Genomic DNA, 21,974 nt, shown 5'->3' on the forward strand with positions numbered 1-21,974 from the left:
GGGGTGGTAATCACGCATGAAAGATCCGCAACTCACCGCGCTAAAGCGGCAGTTAAAAGCAGAGGCGCCATTGCCCGCACCGAAGTTGGTCAAGTCAGTACCCGCACGTGAGCCTGAGCCGGAACTGGATGACCAAGCGCTTTTCGAACAGGCCACGCGAGGTGCTCGAAAACTTTCGGTGGACAGCGCCGTCCCTGCCCGCCCTCAGCGCCCGAAGAAGCCGGATGCACTGACACTCCTCAAACGTGCACGCGCCGAGGGCGATGCCGAGCGCGAGAATATCGCTCTGTCGGATACCGTCGCGCTACTTCAAGGCGTGTCGCCGGAAGCCGCATTAAGCTTTAAGCGTAATGGTGTGCAAGAACGTCAGCTCGACAAGCTTAAAACTGGACTGCTGCCCTGGAAGCATGCCGTGGATCTACATGGCTGCACGCTTGAGCAGGCACGCGAGGCGGTTTTGCAGCTGCTTGCAGAGGCCAAAGCTGAAAGCATTACGGTGGTCAAAATTGTGCACGGTAAAGGCCAGATCAATGGTCAGGCCATGCTAAAAACTGCCGTGAATGGTTGGCTACGCCAAATGCCGGATGTGCTGGCCTTTGTCAGCGCCGACCCACGCCACGGCGGCACCGGCGCTGTCATGGTCTTGCTGCGACGGCCGCGAGAAGACAAAATGCCCGCGCTGTCCTCTTTACCGTAGGCTCGCGCCTCGCTACGGTCAGTCTTTCATCCTCCGAGTACGAGAATAATCATGGAAAACGCCTACGCGGACATTATCCGCGGTGTCGGTGAGGACCTGGGCCGACCCGGCCTGCTCGACACACCAAAACGAGCCGCTAAGGCTTTTAAATACCTGTGCAAAGGCTACGAGGAAGACCTCGACACCCTCGTTAACGGGGCCGTATTTCCCTCTGACAATGATCAGATGGTGTTAGTGAAAGATATCGAGCTGTATTCGCTGTGCGAGCACCACCTGCTGCCGTTCATTGGCAAGGTGCATGTGGCTTACATCCCGTCTGGTAAAGTCTTGGGGCTGTCGAAAGTTGCCCGCATTGCCGACATGTATGCCCGCCGCCTACAGATTCAGGAAAACCTGACTAAACAGATTGCCGACGCGATTCAACAAGTGACCGATGCCAAAGGCGTTGCCGTGACCATTGAAGCCAAGCACATGTGCATGATGATGCGCGGCGTTGAGAAGCAGAATTCGGTGATGAAAACGTCGATTATGCTCGGGGCGTTTCGTGACAGTGCGCAAACCCGCAATGAGTTTCTGGCGCTGATTCGCGATTAAGGGATGTGAGTCAGCATTAAGCGCTTGGAAAAAAGCCCCGCCAGCCTGCACTGACGGGGCCTTTTAATGGCTTTACTCGTCGTACGTCTTGCACTCCGCGTCATTGGGCACATGCTTGCAGCGCACACGTTTCATAATGCCCAGCATCACGTTGTTATATATGCCCTGACGCATCAGCGTAATGCGTGCCTCGCGCAGCATTTGGTAATACTTATCTTGCTCGGTTTTCGGCAGATCAATCCAGAGGCGCTCTGGCACGTCTTGCTCCGCTTCTTTCAGCATATTGATCAAGCCATCAATGTGTTGAAGCCCCAGTTGCCGGACTTGGTTTAAGCGAAGATCCAAATCGGGAATTTTCGGCAAAATCAAATCACGACGAATCAGGATGGTTCCCGTGGCCTGCAGTAATGGAAAGCGAATGACCCCGCCTTTGCTGCCGATGCCCTTGTAGAGCTCCATCGGCTTAAAGCCAAGGGCTGGCGCGGCGATGATGTCGGCCTGGCCATTATTGAACTTTCCCGCATAGGTCGAGAAATCGGCGAGCACCGGCTGCGCGCCCAGCCCAGAAATCATTTTGGCTTGAACTGGATCCCACTCCAGCACCACCACGCGCTTACCGGCTGCCTTACTCAACGAGTTAATTTGCCGATCATTGACCACCACGAAGATGGCGCCAATCGGCATGATCGCCGCCACCTGATACTTACCATTGATGGCGAGCTGTGCAACGACTGGATTAGAAAGCATCTTCAGCAGCGATTTCATTTCGTCGTAATTGCGCAGATTACCCGGCGAATCAATGCTGCCAACCACGGCATTAAATTGCTTGGCACGCAAGGTAGAAATGGCCACTGCCTCACACTGCCCCGCCTTGAAATCTTCGGTCGCTACCCGCTCATCGGTGTAGGCTTTTATCTCAGCGATGAAGTTCCACTCCGCGGCAAACTTCGCCAGCTCACGCGCAGCAGTCACGATTTTTCCATTCGGCCCGAGTGGATCGAAAATACAAAATCGGACCTTCACGGGCTTGGGTAGTGGCTGTGGCATCCCCGCCGATTTAGGGCTAGGGAGATCCGGCATAACTTCTGCGGCAAAGGCCGGAGCAGCGAACAAACCGCCCGCCAAACAACTCGCCAGCAACACCTGCTTAAATGACTTCATGCGTATTTCCTTATTCATCGAACAGACTGCATTCTTCATTGGCAGGATCATGTTTACAGCGCACGCGCTTTAACAAGTTCATGGTCGAGGTGTCGTACACACCATCCTTGGTCATCGCAATGCGCGCCTGACGCACCATCCGAGAGTATCTATTCTTTTCTTCGGCGCTCAGCTCCACCCACACGGCTGCTGGAATGGACTTTTCAGCCTGTTTGAGTCGCTCTAAATGTGCGTCGAGGAAGCGTAAGCCATAAGCTTGTAGCTGCTGGATACGGGCATCGAGATCCGGCATTTTTTCGAGCAAAAAGTCGCGACGAATCATGATGGTGGCGGTGGCATGCAACAGGGGGAAACGAATCACACCGCCATTTTTGCCAATGCCTTTGTACAACTCCAGCGGCTCATAGGCGATGGCCGGCGCAGCGATAATATCGACCTGCCCGTTATTAAACTTTCCGCCATAACTGGTGATATCGGACGGCACCGGCTGCGCGCCTAGCGCTGAGATCATTTTCGATTGCGAAGGGTCCCAATCCAAAACCCCAATGCGCTTACCAGCGGCTTTCTCAATGGAATTAATGGATCGATCCCGGGTCATGACGTAAAGCGCGCCAATGGGCATGACGCCTATGACTTGATAGCGTCCGGTGATCGTCATGGGTTGGAAGGCTGGATTGGCGAGTACATGCAATAGCGATCTGATTTCAGCATAGCTGCGCAAATTGCCCGGTGAGTCGATGCTGCCCACCATCTTGTTAAATTGGCGCGCACGCAGTGTAGACATGCCCACTAAATCACATTGCCCCGCTTTGAAATCTTCGGCGGCAACATGCTCGTGCAAATAGATTTTCACATTGAGGCGCATGCCATATCGCTGGGCCTCGATGGCGAGGTCACGCGATAATTGCGCAAACGGCCCATTGGCGCCGGTAGGATCAAAAATACAGGCTTTTACGGGGACCAATGCCGGCGCTTTAACGGGTTGAGCATGGACGGACATGGCTGCAAAAATCAGCCCCAGTCCTATGATTCGACATCTGCTCATAGCTACTCCTGTTGTTATTATGCAGAGCCTAAGCTCCTTTCCCTTTATGCAGCCTACGCCACCTAAACTGCCTGCCGTTGACAATAATGACTGATTCATTCGTTTCTAAAGTCACATCACTGCCAATAGAGGCTGTGCTGCCCGAGCTACTCGCCACACTGGAGCGCGCAAACACCGCTATTTTACAAGCCCCACCAGGCAGCGGAAAAACCACTCGGGTTCCTCTCGCCGTTCTTCACGCACAGGCTACGTGGCTGCAAGAGCGCCGAATTCTGATGCTCGAACCTCGGCGACTCGCGGCACGGGCAGCAGCGCAGTTCATGGCAAAACAACTGGGTGAGCCGGTAGGTCAACGCGTTGGCTATCGTACGCGACTCGATAGCAAGATCAGCACAACGACACGAATTGAGGTCGTTACCGAAGGTATTTTGCTGCGCATGGTTCAGGATGACCCGGAACTATCGTCCTACGGTGTCATCATTTTCGACGAGTTTCATGAGCGCAATTTGTCGTCAGACTTGGGTCTTGCATTGACCCGAGAAAGCCAAAGTGTGTTTCGTCCTGACCTGCGTCTGCTCGTGATGTCGGCCACACTCGATGCTGCTCCCCTGTCTCGCTTACTCGATGACGCGCCAATTTTAAATTGCCCCGGTCGGCAATATCCGGTCAGCATCAGCTATGCCCCACCCGGCAGAACCCCCCTGCTCGAGCATTGCGCGCTGATGGTCCATCAGACCCTGCAACGCGAATCCGGCTCGATATTGGTATTTCTGCCGGGAGAAAGTGAAATTCGCCGCCTGCAAGGGCTGTTGCAACAACGCCTACCGGCCAACACACAACTTTGTCCGCTCTATGGCCAACTCAGCCAGCTTGAGCAAGATGCGGCCATTGCACCTACCGCTAGTGGTCAGCGCAAAGTCGTCTTAGCCACCGCCATCGCGGAAACCAGCTTAACCATCGAAGGTGTGCGCGTTGTCATTGACTGCGGCTTACGGCGCAGCCAACGCTTTGATCCCAATACGGGACTCTCCGGCTTAATCACCGAATCGGTATCTCAAGCCAATGCCGAGCAACGACGTGGTCGAGCGGGTCGTATCGAGCCCGGTCACTGCCTGCGGCTGTGGTCGGAAGATGCCCAGCAGCGGCTAGCGCGCTTTGCCACGCCGGAAATCTACCAAACCGATCTAGCCGATTTAGCGCTGACGCTGGCCGGTTGGGGCATACGGGACCCACAACAACTGATTTGGTTAGATATTCCGCCCGCTCCCGCCTGGGCGCAGGCCCAAGACCAACTGCGGGATATGCAGGCGCTGGATCAAGACAGTCGCATCACCGCGCACGGGCGGCAGATGCTAACACTCGGTTTATCGCCACGGTTGGCGCATCTGCTGGTCTTGGCGCATGCCCGTGGGCAAGGTTCACAGGCCGCTGAATTTGCCGCCTTGCTGTCGGAGCGGGACCTTCTCAGCGGACCGGCGCGCGACGCGGCAGGCAGTGACTTACGCGCTCGTTTGGCGCTCTTGCAAGGGGAGGCCTTGGCGTCCCACGCTGATCGAGGTCGCCTGCAGCGCGTGAAAGAGCAACGGCGACAGCTGCAAGAACGTTTGCGCGCACTCCCCGCCCCTAACCTCAATCAAACCCGCGCGTTGAGCTTAAGTGAACTGCTGGCGCTGGCTTGGCCCGATGCCATTGCACAGAGGCGTCCGGGCAATGAGGGGCGTTACCTGCTGGCCAATGGCCGAGGCTGTAGCCTGCGTAACGATGACGCACTGGCGGGCGAGCCCGGACTGATTGCGGTCAGTCTGGATGCCCAGGCGCGCGATGCCAAAATTTTCCTCGCCTTGCCCTTTGATCTTGCTCAGCTTGACTTGCTGCATCCAGGGCGCGTGCTGAGTGAAGAAGCGTTGCAGTGGGATCACTCCAGCGCGAGCGTCATCGGCCGACGGCAGCGACGATTTTTAGCGCTTATTCTGGACAGCGTGCCGCTACCTCGGCCCAAGCCCGACATTCTTCTGCCCGTGTTCATCGGGGGGCTGTGTCAGCTGGGCGCAGAAGCACTGCCGTGGACACCGGCGCTGCGGCAGTGGCAGGCCCGCGTGCAACGCTTACACGCAGCGCATCCCCAAGATTGGCCGGACGTGTCCGATGCAGCGCTCATGGCAACTCTGGCGGATTGGGCTGGCCCTTGGCTGAGTGGCCTGTCACGACTCGAGGAAATGTCGCGCTTTCCCTTGCAGGATGCACTCTTTGCACAGCTCGATTGGTCGCAGCAACAGCAACTCAACGAGCTACTGCCGACGCACCTCACCGTACCCAGCGGCAGCAGCGTGGAGATTGACTACTGTGTGGAAGGCAACCCGGTCCTGGCGGTGAAACTGCAGGAAGTTTTTGGTTGGCTGGATACACCCGCTTTGGCGCAAGGCCAACTGCGGCTGACCCTGCACTTGCTTTCACCGGCGCGACGCCCCACCGCCGTCACCGCCGATCTGGCCAGCTTCTGGCGGCAAGGCTACCCGGAAGTGCGCAAGGATTTGCGCGGTCGCTACCCCAAACACCCCTGGCCGGAAGACCCACTCACCGCCGTGGCACAGCGCGGCGTGAAGCACCCTAAACCGCGTGGCTAAGGAAGGCCCGTACTTCAGCCGCGACCTCGGCTGGCGACTCATCCAAATGCAAATGATGTCTGCCGGGCACCGTGACTTGTTTTAAGTTCGCAAAAGCCGCCAGCCTGGCCTGGCCGGCGGCCTGCTCAAACGGCGCACCATCTTGAGCGCGCACCAACAGCGTGGGCACGCTGATGGCGCGGATGCAGGCCAACACCTGGGCTTCACTGAAACGCATCAGGGAGTTTTGGCGTAGGCGCTTGTCGGTGCGCCAAACCAGCTCGCCGTCCGCATCACGATCAAGGCTGCGGCTACACAGAATGCGTGACGCCATTTCGCTCAGCGGGCCGGTCAAGCCATTCATGCGCGCTTGCACCGCTTGCGCCTCATTGGCAATCGGCCTGCGTTCAGGCCGGAAGTCGCGATAACTGGCTAAAGACAGCCGTGTCATGTCCACATAATGCGACGGGTCGGCGGTGAGCGGCCCCAGCCCCTCAATCATCACCAAGGCCTGCACACGCTCAGGCAACAGGCCAGCCAGCATCATCTGAATACCCGCGCCCAGCGAGTGACCGAGAAAAATCACTTTTTGCTGGGGATACAAGGCATCCAAAACCCCCAGCACATCATCGAAGTAATCGGCATTGTGATAGCGGAATCCGGCCGGTCTTGGATCGCTCAGGCCATGACCGGGCAGGTCCATGGCCACAAAGGGATGTTCGACCATGTGCGGCGCCATGCGGTCAAACGTTGCGGCATTGTCCATCCAACCATGCAAGGCCACGATGGGAACACCGCGCGCTTCGGCATGCCACGTTTTCAGTGCGATGCGACCGCGCCCGAATGGGAGTTCGATAACCGATTCAATGGCCATATCAAACGCGCACGCCTGACATTGCCCACATGGCCTTTACCTGCGCTAGCACCGACGCGGCGGTGCTCTCGGGGTGCTCAAACGGAAACATGTGACCGCCGGGAATGATTTGCAAGGGCACGCGCTGCGCCTGCGCCAGCTTATGCATGGTGCCGCGCTTGAGGAACTCGCTGGTTTCGCCCGTCAACACCGCAACCGGACACTTCAAAGGCTTGCGATAGCGCCAGGCATCGGAAGGCGTGTGCCGAAAAATCTCGACTTCCACGGCGGGGTCGTAACGCAGGTGCACACCATCGTCCTTTTCGACCAAGCCATGCTCCAGATACCCCGCAAAGCTGGCGTCGGTGAAGGGCTTAAACAAACCTTTGTTACGGAGGCTGTCATGTACCGCCTGACGATCCGGCCAATGCGAACGACGGCCTAGGCTACGTCCCGCTGGGGTGATGTCATCAATACGACCAAGGAGCTTGTATAGCGCCACGCCAAAACCCGCTAGGGGATTGATGTAGGCGGGATCGAGCAGAATGACCCCACGAAATAGCTCAGGATATTTCGTGGCGGCGATCAGCGTAGTCATGCCACCTAGCGAATGCCCAACGCCAATCACAGGCTCGCCGCCCGCCTGGCTGCGAATGGAATCGGCCAGCTGTTCAGCCAAGCCATGCCAGTTCGGCGCGATGGGATAGCGCGGGTCGTGCCCCAGCATGGGTACGCGAATGACGCGCGCCTGCTCGCGCAGCTCGGCCAAAAACGGCACATAGCAATCACTGGGAATGCCATTGGCATGCGCAAAATGAAGTAAGGGTTGCTTCTGGCTCATAGTGTTTGCGTCTCCAAACCAAGACCTTCAGTCACGGCACGTTGCGCACTGGGGGCAACCACCGCCACCGAAGCCTGTGCTGACAATAAGTAAATCTCAGCAACACGTTGTAGGTCCGAAATGGTCAAACTGAGCAGACGTTCTCGGAGCTGCTGACGCTGCACCACCGTGCGGCCGTAAAGCTGATTGTGGAAGGCCTGGCGCGCCTCGCCCGACGGCGACAGCGGCTTGTCCATGTCGGCAAAAATACCGAGCAGCGCTTCCTCCAATTGATCCGGCTGGTGCTTGCTACTATGCAGCCAATCCAGACTGGCATCGAAATCCGCCAGCGTTTCAGCCAGGCGCGGATCCCGATAAGAATAGAAGCGGAAGGCGCAGGCATTGCCGTCATAGGCTGCACCACCGCCATATGCCCCACCCTGCTCGCGGATGGCCCGATGCAGGAAGCCGTTGCGCAAAAAGCTGCCCAAGGCCATCAGAGCTGGAGCATCGGCATGGCCGGCCGGGACAGCGGGATAGACCCTGGCGCAGAACTGTACCTGTGTCTGAGTCAGCCAGGCCTCCTGCACACGGCCTTCCGCCGGCATCCAGATCATGCTCTGGCTGTTCGCCGCCACCGGGGCATCCGCCCATAGCGACGAGACTTCTGCTTGTACCGCCGCCAGTGCTTCGGCTTCGCTGATCAGCAGGAGCTGACGCGGGCTTTGCAGCACCAGCGCATGAATACCGGCGAGCTCGGCCAGCAGCGCCTCGGTGGCATCCGCCTGACTCTGCTGCTCGTGCAGCTGCTTAAAGAAACGGATGCCGGCTAGTCCGCTGTGACGCTGCTGGAACGCCGCCAGCGCACTGCAGCCGCGCGCGGCCGTGGCCATCGCCAGCGCATGGCCTTGGCCGGTGATGCTGCCTTCCCAGCGCGTCTTCATCTGAGCGACCAGATCGCGCACACGCGCCGACTCATCGAAGCGCAGGTCAAAGAACGTGTCTTTCAGGAGCTGCTGAAAAGCGCCCTGATGATGCACCAGCGCCTTGCCATTGATGACCAGATGCGCCTGCGCCGATTGCTTGTTATCCAGCGTGGTACGGCCGGACAGGCTCATGCGCAAACCGCCGCTGACCGCCGACTGACGCTGCTGCATGGCGCGATAATCCTGCGCGCCCACACCCAGCTCAGAAAACAACGAGGTGTACAGCGGCAGCAACTGCGTCTGGCGTGCATTCAAATCGGGCAAATCAACAATCAGCTGCTGATACAGCAGCCCGTTGGTGCCCTGCGCATAGCGCGTCACCGGCAACGCTGCCGGCTTGCCGGCAAACAGAATTTCCTGCTCGCCCGCCAGCGACTTCACCTTCGCCGGCACATCGGCCAGCGTCACTTTCGGCAGAATCGCGGCATCGTTTTCTTGCAACTGGCGTGCGGCCAAGGCCTCGGCCTGCGTCTTCAACTGCGCCAGTTCATCGGCACTCAGGCGGCTGTGAATTTTCGCCAGATTGCTCGCTTCCAGCGCATCACGGCGGGCCGCCAGCTCGGCATCCGGGCGCAAGGTTAGGCGCACGCGATGCGGATTGTCGAGCAGCAGACGGCGCACGAGGCTAGGCACAAAATCTGGGTTCTGAATGGCGAGTCGCAGATGCGCCAGCTCGGCCTCGATGTCCCAGACGGAGAGCGGGTCGGCATCGTGCAAGTACGGCGTGAGGCCGTTGAGCAGCAGCTGCAAACCGTAGGGATAGCTGTCGCCGCCGATCTCGCGCTGGCTCAGCTCGAATTGATGCAGCACCGCCTGGACCTCACTGAGCGACACGCCTTGCTCGGCGACCTGCGTCAGCGTATCCAAAATCAGCTGCTCGACCGCCGCCGCATGCTCCGGCTGCGAACCTTCTATGCCAGCCGCAAAAGCCATCTCACGATTATTGTCATCGAGCCCACTCAGGGCCGATGGCGCCTCGCCAAGCTCGGTGGTTTCAAGAACCTGCCGCAGCGGTGACGCCGAGTTTTCCAGCAGCACGCCACTGAGCAGATGCGCCTCAAAGCGAGCACGCGCATCGGCTGCCGGGCCGAGTAGCCAGGCCAGTACATGATGCGTCTGCGGGCCGTCTTCCGATTCTGGCGCATAGGCTTCTTCCACCCGCAATGGCGCGACATACCGTTTTTCGTCACGGCCCGTCACGGGCTCGGCCACATCATTAAACCGCGACAGCGCCAGATCCACGAAGCGCGTTTGCAGGTCCTGCGGCATTGCATCGCCAAAGGTCATAAAGACCGCGTTCGACGGGTGATAGTGCTTACGGTGAAACGCCTTTAGCGCCTCATGTGTGAGGTCCGGAATATGCGCCGGATCCCCACCGGAATTGTGATGATAGGTCGTGGTCGGAAACAGGTACTTATTCAAAGACTCGTTCAGAATGCTGTGCGCCGAGCTCAGCGCACCTTTCATTTCATTGAACACCACGCCCTTGTAAACCAACGCCTCGCCGTTCGGCGTGGGTTCAATACGAATCCCTTCTTGGGCGAAATCCAGCGGGTGAATATGCGGAAAAAATACCGCGTCCAAATACACCTGCAGGAGGTTGTCGAAGTCTTGGCGGTTCTGACTGGCAAACGGATACGCCGTCCAGTCGCTGGCCGTGAAGGCATTCATAAAGGTATTGAGCGAGCGCCGAATCATCAGGAAGAACGGATCGCGCACCGGAAAGCGCTCAGAGCCACAAAGCACGGTGTGCTCGAGAATATGGGCAACGCCGGTGGAGTCTTCGGGCATGGTCTTGAATGCCACCAGAAAGACATTCTCGGGATTATCCGTCGCCAGATGCAGATGGCGTGCGCCGGTGGCGCGGTGGCGATACTCACAGAGCGTAGCCTGAAGGGCTGGCAAGGCAACCGTACGAATCGATTCAAAATGGGGATGGGCCGGAAACAGCGCAGACAAGACATTCTCCTCAAAGGGTCGCGCCAACATACCGCACGCGAATGCCTTGATTATGGGGACGACAGCGCACTTTTCCAAACCCGACAAACTGCTCATCGGCTAGACAAGCGGTCACGGCATGCTACAGTCGCGCACTTGTCCAAGTGGGCTGCGTAATATTGTCAGCGGGAAGTCGTTGTTATGGCACGAAATATGAAACTTGAAGTCTTGCAATCCGCACGTCAGCAAGCCAAGACTTATGACGAATGGCGCGAAATTTCGCTAGAACTCGATGCGCATTCCGGTTTGGATTTATGGAAAATCGAAACCGCCTCTGACCACTATCACCACGAACTCCTGCGCGAACGCCTTCTCACGCTTCGCCAGTGGCAGCACTCGCATAACCACAAGTTACTCATTCGTTCCCTGCGCGAAGGCCTGCATCACGACCTCGGCAACATGGGTAACGCCAAACTCTATGGCCGCGCGCATGTGGGTACCAAGCGTCTCATTGAAGACTATGTTGACCAGGTCTGCGCCAGTCTCGATTACCTCTGCGATGCCACCATCGAACATCTCACCAACGACGAAAAGCTCGCGCTCTTCGAAGACATTCTGCGTAGCTTCGGCCAGCCCGCCCTTCAGCTTTCTGGTGGCGCCACGCTGGGCATGTTTCATATTGGCGTGTGCAAGGCGCTTGACGAACAAGGCCTGCTCCCTAGCGTCATATCCGGCTCCAGTGCTGGCTCCTTAGTCGCCTCCATGATCGGCACACACACTCGCGATGAAATGGACGCCTATTACGACGGCGACGCGCTCTACAAGCACGCATGGAGCTGGAATAAAATTACCGATGGTCTGCGCGGCAAAGGCTTTGCCAATCAGAAACAACTGGAGACTTTTATCCGCCAAAACGTCGGCGAAATGTCATTCCAAGAAGCATTTGAGAAAACCGGCCGCCACATCAACGTGAGCATTTCGCCCACGGGCAACAATCAAAAGTCGCGCCTGATGAACGAGCTCACTTCGCCCTATTTGCTGGTCTGGAGCGCGGTGTTGGCCTCCTGCGCGGTTCCTTTGCTGTTCCCGCCGGTCACTCTGACCACGAAAACCGCCGATGGCGATCACGCACCTTATATGCCGCTAGAGCGTTGGGTGGATGGCTCCATGCGCAGCGACATGCCGCGCCGTCGCCTCATGCGTCTCTATAACGTGAATTACTTCATTGCCAGTCAGGTTAATCCGCACATTGTGCCGCTGTTGGAAAGTGAACGTAAGAAACGCCAAAACGAGAAGATCAGTTCCCTGCCCCGTCGCATTTTAAAAACGCAGGCCAAACTGCTCAGCATGGGTTCGCTACAAGTCGTGCATGACAGCGTGAGCAACGAGGCCCTGCGTCAGATGCTGAGTCATGTCTACACCATGATCTCGCAGAGCTATCACGGCGATGCCACCATCGCACCGCCTAGCTACGGCATGAAGCACTACCAACACATGCTGCAAAACCCCACGAAAGAATCGGTTATTTGGTTCCGTCAACAAGGTGAACGTGCCACCTGGCCTAAGATTGATCAGATTCGCGTACAAACGAAAATCAGCATGACCCTGCAAAAATGTGTGGCGCGCTTGTTGCAGCGCAAAGCGCACAACTGGCACGAAGCCGAAGTTCGCGCGCTTTTACAAGAACCTACGCTTCGCCACGGCTAACCTTTTCTCTGCTGTCCCCAAACGCCGAGCTTGCTCGGCGTTTTCACAACTACAACAAATCCTACCGTTCATGCCTGTTACACAACCACTTATCAGATTCAACAATCGTCTGATTTAACAGACGCTCCGTTTGTGGTCTAACTTAGTCCTGTTGTGCAGGGCATATCAGCACCTTGCTGCTTGCCTCGCCTAACTGTGTCTCTAAGACAATTATAAAAATGGCTTGAACGAGGATGCATCCATGAAGAAATCTACTACGGCACAATCCAGACCGAACTGGAGACGCTCATTGCTGAGCCTCGCCGTTGGCGCAGCACTGTTTACCCCAATGACGGCGATGGCCGTCGAGTTCGAGCTAAAAGATGGTGAAGTGACCGGTTCGTTAGATACCACGGTGAGTTATGGGGCTTTGTGGCGGGTAACCGCTCCACATAAAGAAAACTTAGCTATAGCCAATGGTGGCTCTAAGCCGAGTGCCAACTTTGATAATGGCAACCAAAATTATGAAAGAGGAGATCTAGTTTCTTCACTTTTTAAAATGAGTAATGACTTAGAATTAAATTATAAAAACTATGGTGCCTTTTTTCGAGTAGCATCATTTTACGACCACTCAATTCAAAATAAAGACTTTGATCCTTTGAGATCAGATCAGCGTACACTTAGAAATCGAATAGGCCACGATTATGAAATACTCGACGCTTACATACGTGGTTCATTTAATGTCGGTTCAAGAAAATTAGATGTTCGTGCTGGCAAACAGGTAATTAGTTGGGGAGAAAGCACATTTATTCCAAACGGCATTAATGTAATTAACCCAGTTGATGTTGCTAAACTTCGAGCTCCTGGTGCAGAACTAAAAGAAGCCTTCTTACCAGTCAACATGATTTGGCTCTCTCAAGAACTTTCAGACAACCTAACGATTGAAGCATTCAATCAATTTTCATTTAAGAAAACACGGCTAGAACCAAATGGTAGCTATTTTAGCACTAATGACTTTGCTTCACCTGGAGCAACACAAGTGCTTAGAGGCTCTGGCACACGTGATGAAGAAAATGCGAATATGCTTGGTCAAACTATATCCAGAACAGCAGATCGTGACGCAAAAAATCAAGGTCAATATGGTTTTGCTTTAAGATTATTGACACCGGAAATTAATAACTCTGAGTTTGGTTTTTATTTCCTGAACTACCACAGCAGAACACCATTGATCGGTGGTACAACTGGAAGCCTTGGGCCTGGTAATGTTCCAGTTGGACTGACTGGAGCTACAGACGCCACCTACTTTAATGAATATCCTGAAAATATAAAGTTATATGGGGTTAGCTTTTCAACATTAGGACCCCTAGGTATTGCGCTGCAAGGTGAGTACTCATATCGACCTAATCAACCGCTACAACTCGCTGCCCCTGACTTACTAGCAGAGCTTCTAACGAATGGATGTGCCAATACTAATACCGGTTTTGCACCTGACCAATGCACTAATGTTGCAGGTGGCAGCGGAACTCCAATTCCAGCTGGAACAACCCTTGCTGGATTTAAACGAGTTAAGTTTCATCAGTTTCAAATGACAGGTACACAAACTTTAGGCCCGCAAATTGGCGCTGATCAAGTTGTAGTTGTTGCAGAAGCAGGCTACACCTATCTCGATCTCCCAGAAAATGTGCCCTTTAATGCGCCTGGTGTCGATTTTGGCTCAGGTCCTACTGGCCGTCCTGGTGCTCTGAGTGCGGCAGCTGCTAACGCGACAAGTCCATTGAAGTCAGGAACACTTACAACTAATTCCTATGGATATCGAACCGTCTTGCGAGCAGATTATAATAGTGCTGTTGGATCTATTAATCTCTCCCCAAGACTTGCATGGTCACATGATTTACGTGGAACGAGTCCATCTTTTGTTCAAGGAACTAAAGCAATTACTCTGGGGTTAACTGCAACTTATCAAAGTAATTTATCCGCTGATTTATCTTACACAAACTTCTTTGGTGGTGAAGGCTTTACAGGTGCTGCCACTGGAGGCGCTTCATCAACTACTCCAGGCGCCCAAATTGCAAGATCTACAAACAACCCCCTATCTGACCGCGACTTCATCGCCGCAACCGTCAGCTACTCCTTCTAACCCTTGGCCTAAAAGAGAGACCTACTTATGAAAGCCTTATCGAAAACCTTAATTGGCCTAGCGGTTGCGGCCGTGCTGTCTGGGCAGGCCATGGCCGATGCCTCTCAGCTTGGCAAAACCCTCACACCTATGGGTGCTGAGGTAGCGGGCAACGCGGATGGCAGCATTCCGGCGTGGACCGGTGGTATTAAAAGCCCAGGCGCTGGCTACAAAGCCGGTGGTCATTACCCCGACCCCTATGCCGCTGACAAGCCCACGCTAACCATTACTGGCGCGAATGCCGATCAGTACAAGAACCGCCTCAGCGCGGGTCAGTTGGCTATGCTGAAAAAGTATCCTTCGTGGAAGCTGAACGTGTATCCAACACGTCGCTCAGCCTCCTTCCCACAAGCGCATTACAACGAAACTATTGCTAACGCGAGCAAAGCGAAGTTGGCACCAGGTGGCAACGGTGTGCTAAACACGGATGGTGGTGTGCCGTTTGCCATTCCTGAAAACGGCTTGGAAGCCATTTGGAACCACTTGCTGCGCTACCGTGGCGACACCTATGCCACACAGTGGAGCCAAGCCGCCGTAACGCGTGATGGTTCCTACACCCCCGTTCGCTTCGAGTACGAGTACGATTTCGGCTACGGCAACTTGCAAAAATCTAAGGCCGAACGTGCTGGTGGCGGTGAGATGAAAATCTTCAACTTCTTGCAAGAAGTGACTGCCCCTGCCCGTCTGGCTGGTCAGATTTTGCTCGTGCATGAGTTTGTTGACCAAGTCAGCACGCCGCGCCGCGCCTGGACCTACAACCCAGGTCAACGTCGCGTTCGTTTGGCACCTAACGTTGCCTACGATAACCCCGGTACTGCTGCTGATGGCCTGCGTACCAACGATGACTTCCTGATGTTCAACGGTGCTACTGACCGCTACAACTGGAAACTGCTGGGCAAGAAGGAAATGTACGTACCGTACAACTCCTACAAAATCAGCGGCAACAGCCTGAAAATGAGTGACGTACTGAAGCCAGGCCACATCAACCCAGACGCAGCACGCTATGAGCTGCACCGTGTTTGGGAAGTCGAGGCGACACTGAAGCCAGGCACCAGCCATCAGTACACCAAGCGTAAGTTCTACATCGACGAAGACAGCTGGATGATCTTGATCACTGACAAGTACGATGCCCGCGGCCAACTCTGGCGCACATCCGAACAGCACAACATCAACTATGCCGACTTGCCGATGCAGGCACCGAGCATTGAAGTTCACTATGATCTTCAGTCCGGCCGCTACCTCGCCATGGGTCTGCGTAACGATGAAAAGACTGTGTACACGCCCATCAAGCGTACTGATGCAGACTTCTCGCCAAACGGCTTGCGTCGCGCCGGTACACGCTAATACTGAAGTCTAGTATTTAGCGCCAAACAAAAAGCCCGAGTCGTGCAAACGATTCGGGCTTTTTAATGCGTTCCAATTGGGCGTTAAGCTTTTTTAACCCACGCCGTGCACCAACCATTGCCAGCAACTAGCTTGCCCCCAAACAGTGGACAGACTGCTTTGGCATCCGTGGCTTTACCTTGATAGAAATTGCAGTTTTTACAGGCTTGCCCTGCAACAAACTTAGGTGACTTCACCGCTTTTACATTCGCTTTGTAGCCCAGAGCTACCGCGTTCGGATCCGTTTCAGACACCGTTGCTGGTGCAGCAAACGCTGCGGGAGCAGCGGCCAGCCCGATACAAGCTGCTGGAATCATTTTGATAAAATTACGACGCGTCGTCATGGTCTTCCCCCGTCATCAAGAATATGGCCTATTTCCAACACATTTATTGTGGGCTTTGCGGCAATGCTCGCGATTGGACAGCGGGGAACAAAAAGAAAAAAGTCAGCCGCTCGGCAAAGGGCGATGAAGAGGCGCTCAGGCTTCTAGCGAAGCACTTCGGTATCTAAGGGTTGGGCCAAAATCCAAAGCCCAAACACCGTGAATGCCATCATCAACACCAGTAGCGGTACCTGGCTAATCCACACCTGTTGAGATGTTGCATATAAGCGCTTCGCCACCTCATGAGCTACAAATACGCTAGCGATATGGCCCAATAAAATAAGACCCACTTGCAGATGCCACACCCAGCTCATGTCCAGTAAAACGCCCGATGTTTGCGTGGCCACAAGCCCTAGCACGTTCCAGCCAACGCCCAAGGGATCACTGAGTAGTGAGAAAATCTGCGGCCCCTGCCCCAAGACTAGCGTGAAGTAATGAGTGAAATGATAGACCACCACAATAGGCAGCAACGAATAACTAAAGCGATATAGCGCACCTTCCAACGACTCAGTACGTCGTGTGAGCAGGCACATTAGCCCTAAACAACCGGCAAAAATTAGCCAATAAATAAACGGGGAAAGCACCAACGCAAGACTCTGATACACCGCATACAGCGGCTTCAGGGTGCTGTATGCGGTCACCAAATTATGGCCTAGCCAGGGCGATAGCCACGCAAAGACATCTTGCCAATACAGTAAGGCCCAACTCTGCGTGTTATGAAGACCATCGAATGCCGTGGAACTGAGCATGAATAAAATAAATACCACTTCACTCATGCTGGAAGGCCGAGACTCCATTAAGCCCGCACCGGGCCAACGCAGACGCCAACCTGCTGGAGCGCCCTGCTCTGCTCTGCAATAACTGACGGGCGCCAGCTTGCCCAGCAAGCGCAGCATCACACTGAAAAACTCAACGTAACGGAACCATGCCGAGGCACCCACGCTATAAACGCCCAGCACGTTCAACAGGCTATAGGCCAATAATGCAGCGGATAGTTGCCAGGGGGTTAGCTCTGCAAATAACTCCAACCAAATAAAGCTGATATAGAGCACAACCGCAGGCCAATACGACCATTTTTCGGGGTAGGCAAAGCGCGCTTTTCTGATACCAGCCAAAAGGGTCTGCCACGGATTTATCAGGCTAAAAATGTCGCCGACAATCACGGTGGCATAGGCCAAACCTAACACAAAGACGATCCAAAAGAGCGTCATGTTGATGTTGCGATACGCATCTTGCGTGCCGAAAAAGCCGCTCACTATCGTGAGGACCAAGGCGCTTAATGCGATGAGCCGAAGCCCCCATAGCACACACAAAGCCGGCCTAGAAAACGCATGGTAGTGTGCCTGCGAGGGCACTTCAGGATGGTCTCGCTTGGGCTGACTTGATAGCGCAGCCAACGCCAGAAACGACAACAGCAGCGCCGCAGCTGACGCCCAACCATACAGCCAAAACGGCACTGGCAAGGTATAGAGCTTGCCAAACGAATGCCCATACGCTGGCGCTGTGAGCAAGCTCACAGCAACCAAGCCAACGGCCTTAGGAAACCACGCCATAGGCATTATCGGCGTGTCGGTTTAGGTGCCGTTGGGCCTGCGGATGGCGTGAAAGCCAAAATTTGAAACCCCGCGCTATAACTCGCAATCCAGATATGACCCGTTTCTGGGCGATAGCGCACATAGGTCGGCACCGCATCCCAACGCGCGGCGGAGCTACCAAAAAACTCGGCCAAGGGCACGATCGGCGTTTTTGGATTTGGAACTGGGTGCCAATAAGCAATCTCTTTGGGTTGCGCTGGATTGCGGATATCCCAAACCCGAAGACCGCCGGTGTAATGCGTGGTGAATAGCGTGGTGGCATTTTGCACATCATCAAAACCGACATAATGAGCCGAATAGTTGGCCACATCGATCTCAGTCTGTAGGCACTTAGCCGGATCATTCACCTCCAATTTGATGTCGGAGACTTTGACCGGATTTGCTTCATCGGTGATGTCAATAATCCGCCCGTGTGCCCAAGGGCATACACCCGCCGTAGGCCACTCATCACTGGAATAGAGATAGGTTCGACCGCCGTTACGGAACCAGCGGGCCGTGTGTGACCCCGCCGTTGGCGCTTCACCAATGAGCACATTCGTCCAAGGCAAAAAGCTGATTTGAGGCGGTGCCGCACCGATTAAGAACGGTGCCGGCGGCGTGCTGCGGTTGTGCAGCGACGACACGTCATAAATGCCCAAGCCGTTTTGCCCCACTGCCGGGCCATTCGGTAACCCCACACCCAGGGCAATAAAACCAAATTGCGCAAGATATAAGCGATTACCGTCCGGACTTAAGCCGCAGTCATGGCCTGCTGGGGCAAATAACTGAATCAGCTTAGGGTCGTTGATATTGTCTAAGTTAATGGCGGCATTAGTGCTAATCGAGCTAGTGGCATAGGCCGTACGGCCATCGTCACTCAAACACAAGGCATGGCCAGCAAAAGGCAGACCGAGATCCAAGCTATCTAAACCGCCAGGAATGCCTTGCAAAATTTGGGATAGCACGGGAATTTTAGGCAGCGTTAAACCGAGGCCTAAGTTAATTGAAGCGGTTAGTTTAGGGTTACGACAATCTCGCGCATCGTAAACATCAAACGCCGTTCCCCCACCGCGTGTAGCCACAATAATTTTACGTTGTTGATTCGCTTGCAACGACTCGTGAGGTGCCAGCATCGCTGGGCTTTGAAGGATATTAATTAGCTTGGGATTAGCTGGGTTGGCAGCATCAATGACTGCCATACCATTCAGCGGATTAAACTTGGGATCGGCATAGGGTGAGGCTAATGGCCCGAAAATCTGGCCCGGCGACGTCGTGGTGACATAGGCACAATCGTCAATCCAGGCCATAGAGAAATTGGCACCACGATCTAAAATCGTATTCTGACCGACCAACTTTAGGCCTTTACGGTAGCCCTTTGCCGAGTCGCCATTGAGCTGACTGGCCATCGGAATTTGTCCCTGTAAGCCCGGTTCAAGACGATCAACCGCAGAGTATTCAGGGCCTAAATTGGCGCTGGGTGTTGGCGAAGCAGGAGAAGAGGATTCATCGCCACAGGCGGTTAAAAAAGGCAAAAAGACAAATAAAACTAAGAAACCAACATGACGCGCGAACGGGGTCCTTTTCACAGTGAAGGCCTCTTATGTAATTAAGCCGTGACTTTACGAAAAAATTTAGCCGCACAATGTTGTATTTGTGTGATCAGGCACTGTCATGCAACAACTTCGATTGCATCAACGTATCTGACAATTCTTGAATCAAAGGCGTAAGCGCAGTGTTCGGACCATCGGTATCCCATAGGCGTTCAATTTCACGCGCCATATCCCCCACACGCTCTTGATCCACCAGTGCTGCTACGCCCGCCAAACCGTGAATACTAAGTTTTAACGCAGGTAACCACTGCGCAGGTTCAATCTGTTGACTCTCTGACCAAGCTAAAAAAAAGGCAGGGGCGCGCTTACACCAGAAATGGCGATTAAACTCCGCCAACATCTGTTGCCATTCCTCATCGTCTACCAAATCAGAAGCCATAAACCTCTCCGCGCCGCAGTTTCAAATTAATGTACTAGTTTTACGCCACCACTACTGCCGCAGCTCATCGTTGCACCAACATCTGTTGTGGCTAAATCAATGCCTAAATTATTAACCAGCATGGTCGTTAGCGGGGACAAAAGAGGCGAGAGAACGGTGCTGACAGCTTGTTTTAACAAGGCAATGACAGCATCCATAGTGCTTCCTGCGCCAACCAATAAACTACCTAGTCCGTTCCCACTACCCGATGGCCGATACATTTCAATCGTAGGCCCAGCTAACGTGCTGGTGAGACTATTGATAATATTCTGGGACGATAAGGATTGAAATGCCGGGGCTTCATATAGCTCTGGCAAGTTACTCGCGGCAGGCGTTTGATAAACAAGCAGAGCCGAAGTTTGCGCCACTGGCACATCCGCTTTAAGTCCCAAGCCGCCTCCGGCATAGGGCGTACGCACGCAGTTACTGGTACTACAAATGCCAAGCAAACAAGTCACCGTGCATTGCTTTTTGCCAATATCAACGAGGGAGATAGGATTTACTGCAGGCGCCGATGTCGATGCAAAAACCAAACTTTGTGCATTAGCAGCACTACTCCCCATGCTGCCGATACGTAAATTGGTCGCGGCAGTTTTGGCGTTCACTGAGAGCGACTTGTTGGTTCCATTACACAAATAATCCGTTACCCTCGCCTCACCTGCCCCCACATCTAAGTTCACATCAAAACGAAACGTAGGCGGAAGGATAATTGGGTCTACAAAAGTCTGCTGACAGCCTACACAAATCAGCGAGCCGAGCACGCCATTGAGATTAAGCGATAACAAATTATTGAGTAGCGTAGTGAGCGAAGACAGCGTCCCACTCAATGTACTTAGCAGTGTATTAACGATACTCGTAAGCGTGCTGCTTAAATTAACCGACATCAACAGCCTAACCTGTGCGGATCTAACATAAATTCTATTAGGACTATCATTGATAGGTAAATATGACTCAGCACGCGCAAGTTCGGGATCACCAATGGAGGATAACAGCGGCGGCTCAATCACTTTTAATTTAACATCTATCGTAGTACCGCCTACGGTAATCGGAATAGTCGCTGTAACAGCATTATTTTTGTTAGCTAACTGAATAATTCCTTGAACAAGGTGAAATAACTGAAGCTCAGCTGCTGCGCCCGTGTAGTTACCGCCATTTTGCAGCTTAATTAACTCACCTACATTCAAATCAGTAGGCGCAATCTGTGATGCTACAAGCAACTCATCTAATGCTACGATAGCATCTAAAGCATTAATCGTTACTTGGGGCGTACCAATTTGTTCATCAATAACATCTATAGCTGCTTGAATTAACTCGCCAGTCGTAAAATTGGCAGTTAGAACGTCTTCATAATTACCGACCGCTAAGCCTGCATTAATAGCCAATTTATCAAGAAACTTAAAAATATCAATTTCGGTATGAATAAGGCCATTCCATGCACCCACTGAAATATTTAAATTGCCACCTAACATGCCGCCAAAAATACTGCTTAAAAGCTGAGCTCGGCTATTTTGAGTAATATTAACATTTAATAGGGTACTCTTAAGTGTTAATGCAGCCAATCCTGAGCCACTATTCGTTGCCACCGCACTTGCTTCCATCGTAATTTTATCTTTAAAAATACCGCCAGCAATAAGACTTCCAGCAACTGACTCACGGACTACCACACGGACTGCTGTATCAGAAGCACCAATAGGGCTAGTAATTAAATTTCTAATGCCCAGTGTAGTGCCAACCTGACCACAACTAACCGTAAGTGTTTTGGTTGCTGAGAGAATAAAATTATTCCTTATTAAACTTTGTTGTGCATATTGTGTGGCTGTCTGATCTGAGCATTTGCCTTTACGCGCAAGCACTTCGATGGCTGCCATATCAGCCACTCGTTGTAAATTGCGTTTAGACATATATAGCCGACCTGTATCGACTACCAAAGCCAAACTAAGTACTGCAAGCATCATGAAACCAACCGCGAGGAATAAAACAGCCCCTTTCTCTCGCGAGAAGGCCATAATATATCCTCTATTGTTTATTGTTTTCATACATGCCTCCA

The 21,974-nt window shown here is 53.8% G+C and carries 16 protein-coding genes; 6 read left to right on the top strand and 10 right to left on the bottom strand.

Annotation, left to right across the window (positions count from 1 at the left end; genetic code table 11):
* The first annotated feature begins 16 nt into the window (after positions 1-16).
* Together A8710_RS08090 and folE are read left to right on the top strand one after the other, a co-directional pair.
* A complete protein-coding gene (locus tag A8710_RS08090) occupies positions 17-697 on the top strand; it encodes a Smr/MutS family protein (protein ID WP_068859510.1) in 681 nt (226 codons plus the stop codon).
* A gap of 51 nt (positions 698-748) precedes the next feature.
* Entirely contained in the window at positions 749-1,291 is a 543-nt protein-coding gene (gene folE / locus A8710_RS08095; protein ID WP_094078681.1) for a GTP cyclohydrolase I FolE, read from the top strand.
* A gap of 72 nt (positions 1,292-1,363) precedes the next feature.
* On the opposite strand, the gene A8710_RS08100 is transcribed toward folE, so the two are convergent.
* A complete protein-coding gene (locus A8710_RS08100) occupies positions 1,364-2,452 on the bottom strand; it encodes a putative solute-binding protein (RefSeq protein ID WP_068859514.1) in 1,089 nt (362 codons plus the stop codon).
* A 10-nt stretch (positions 2,453-2,462) separates the two neighbouring features.
* Positions 2,463-3,452 carry a putative solute-binding protein gene (locus tag A8710_RS08105; RefSeq protein WP_157686354.1) on the bottom strand — a complete coding sequence of 330 codons (990 nt, stop codon included), beginning with the start codon at positions 3,450-3,452 and terminating at the stop codon, positions 2,463-2,465.
* A 131-nt stretch (positions 3,453-3,583) separates the two neighbouring features.
* On the opposite strand from A8710_RS08105, the gene hrpB reads away from it, so the two are divergent.
* Complete coding sequence (gene hrpB, locus A8710_RS08110) at positions 3,584-6,121, top strand: ATP-dependent helicase HrpB (RefSeq protein ID WP_068859518.1); 2,538 nt, start codon at positions 3,584-3,586, stop codon at positions 6,119-6,121.
* On the opposite strand, the gene A8710_RS08115 is transcribed toward hrpB, so the two are convergent.
* From A8710_RS08115 to A8710_RS08125, 3 genes are read right to left on the bottom strand one after another with little or no spacing between them, the layout of a single operon-like run.
* A complete protein-coding gene (locus A8710_RS08115; protein WP_068859520.1) occupies positions 6,105-6,974 on the bottom strand; it encodes an alpha/beta fold hydrolase in 870 nt (289 codons plus the stop codon). The genes hrpB and A8710_RS08115 overlap by 17 nt on opposite strands.
* Position 6,975: 1 nt before the next feature.
* Entirely contained in the window at positions 6,976-7,794 is an 819-nt protein-coding gene (locus tag A8710_RS08120) for an alpha/beta fold hydrolase (protein WP_068859522.1), read from the bottom strand.
* Positions 7,791-10,718: an insulinase family protein gene (locus tag A8710_RS08125; protein ID WP_227513004.1), complete on the bottom strand. Its 2,928-nt coding sequence runs from the start codon at positions 10,716-10,718 to the stop codon at positions 7,791-7,793. The genes A8710_RS08120 and A8710_RS08125 overlap by 4 nt, the downstream gene beginning before the upstream one ends.
* Positions 10,719-10,898: 180 nt before the next feature.
* Here A8710_RS08125 and A8710_RS08130 point away from each other — a divergent pair, with 180 nt between their 5' ends.
* The 3 genes from A8710_RS08130 to A8710_RS08135 all read left to right on the top strand — a co-directional run bounded on the left by A8710_RS08130 (position 10,899) and on the right by A8710_RS08135 (position 15,903).
* Positions 10,899-12,404, top strand: a complete 1,506-nt coding sequence (locus tag A8710_RS08130; protein WP_068859526.1) for a DUF3336 domain-containing protein — start codon at positions 10,899-10,901, stop codon at positions 12,402-12,404.
* 241 nt (positions 12,405-12,645) lie between these two features.
* Entirely contained in the window at positions 12,646-14,520 is a 1,875-nt protein-coding gene (locus A8710_RS12095) for a DUF1302 domain-containing protein (RefSeq protein ID WP_082968740.1), read from the top strand.
* 27 nt (positions 14,521-14,547) lie between these two features.
* Positions 14,548-15,903, top strand: a complete 1,356-nt coding sequence (locus A8710_RS08135) for a DUF1329 domain-containing protein (protein ID WP_068859528.1) — start codon at positions 14,548-14,550, stop codon at positions 15,901-15,903.
* Between the two features lie 83 nt (positions 15,904-15,986).
* On the opposite strand, the gene A8710_RS08140 is transcribed toward A8710_RS08135, so the two are convergent.
* The 5 genes from A8710_RS08140 to A8710_RS08160 form a co-directional block, all read right to left on the bottom strand.
* Entirely contained in the window at positions 15,987-16,286 is a 300-nt protein-coding gene (locus A8710_RS08140; protein WP_068859529.1) for a high-potential iron-sulfur protein, read from the bottom strand.
* Positions 16,287-16,429: 143 nt separating this feature from the next.
* Positions 16,430-17,878: a hypothetical protein gene (locus A8710_RS08145; RefSeq protein ID WP_157686356.1), complete on the bottom strand. Its 1,449-nt coding sequence runs from the start codon at positions 17,876-17,878 to the stop codon at positions 16,430-16,432.
* Positions 17,879-17,883: 5 nt separating this feature from the next.
* A complete protein-coding gene (locus A8710_RS08150) occupies positions 17,884-19,485 on the bottom strand; it encodes an LVIVD repeat-containing protein (RefSeq protein ID WP_157686358.1) in 1,602 nt (533 codons plus the stop codon).
* A 73-nt stretch (positions 19,486-19,558) separates the two neighbouring features.
* Complete coding sequence (locus tag A8710_RS08155; RefSeq protein WP_068859535.1) at positions 19,559-19,888, bottom strand: hypothetical protein; 330 nt, start codon at positions 19,886-19,888, stop codon at positions 19,559-19,561.
* Between the two features lie 26 nt (positions 19,889-19,914).
* On the bottom strand, positions 19,915-21,963 hold the full coding sequence (locus A8710_RS08160; RefSeq protein WP_082968741.1) for a pilus assembly protein TadG-related protein: 2,049 nt from the start codon (positions 21,961-21,963) through the stop codon (positions 19,915-19,917).
* Positions 21,964-21,974 lie beyond the last annotated feature (11 nt).

Source organism: Perlucidibaca aquatica, from assembly GCF_001676655.1.
Classification (GTDB): Bacteria; Pseudomonadota; Gammaproteobacteria; order Pseudomonadales; family Moraxellaceae; genus Perlucidibaca; species Perlucidibaca aquatica.

Bases quoted from the DNA above. Each gene is read 5' to 3' on its own strand.
- A8710_RS08140 (WP_068859529.1), bottom strand. From the start codon at position 16,286: ATGACGACGCGTCGTAATTTTATCAAAATGATTCCAGCAGCTTGTATC.
- A8710_RS08115 (WP_068859520.1), bottom strand. From the start codon at position 6,974: ATGGCCATTGAATCGGTTATCGAACTCCCATTCGGGCGCGGTCGCATC.
- A8710_RS12095 (WP_082968740.1), top strand. From the start codon at position 12,646: ATGAAGAAATCTACTACGGCACAATCCAGACCGAACTGGAGACGCTCA.
- A8710_RS08100 (WP_068859514.1), bottom strand. From the start codon at position 2,452: ATGAAGTCATTTAAGCAGGTGTTGCTGGCGAGTTGTTTGGCGGGCGGT.
- A8710_RS08135 (WP_068859528.1), top strand. From the start codon at position 14,548: ATGAAAGCCTTATCGAAAACCTTAATTGGCCTAGCGGTTGCGGCCGTG.
- hrpB (WP_068859518.1), top strand. From the start codon at position 3,584: ATGACTGATTCATTCGTTTCTAAAGTCACATCACTGCCAATAGAGGCT.
- A8710_RS08130 (WP_068859526.1), top strand. From the start codon at position 10,899: ATGGCACGAAATATGAAACTTGAAGTCTTGCAATCCGCACGTCAGCAA.
- A8710_RS08120 (WP_068859522.1), bottom strand. From the start codon at position 7,794: ATGAGCCAGAAGCAACCCTTACTTCATTTTGCGCATGCCAATGGCATT.
- A8710_RS08145 (WP_157686356.1), bottom strand. From the start codon at position 17,878: ATGGCGTGGTTTCCTAAGGCCGTTGGCTTGGTTGCTGTGAGCTTGCTC.
- A8710_RS08090 (WP_068859510.1), top strand. From the start codon at position 17: ATGAAAGATCCGCAACTCACCGCGCTAAAGCGGCAGTTAAAAGCAGAG.
- A8710_RS08155 (WP_068859535.1), bottom strand. From the start codon at position 19,888: ATGGCTTCTGATTTGGTAGACGATGAGGAATGGCAACAGATGTTGGCG.
- A8710_RS08105 (WP_157686354.1), bottom strand. From the start codon at position 3,452: ATGTCCGTCCATGCTCAACCCGTTAAAGCGCCGGCATTGGTCCCCGTA.
- folE (WP_094078681.1), top strand. From the start codon at position 749: ATGGAAAACGCCTACGCGGACATTATCCGCGGTGTCGGTGAGGACCTG.
- A8710_RS08160 (WP_082968741.1), bottom strand. From the start codon at position 21,963: ATGAAAACAATAAACAATAGAGGATATATTATGGCCTTCTCGCGAGAG.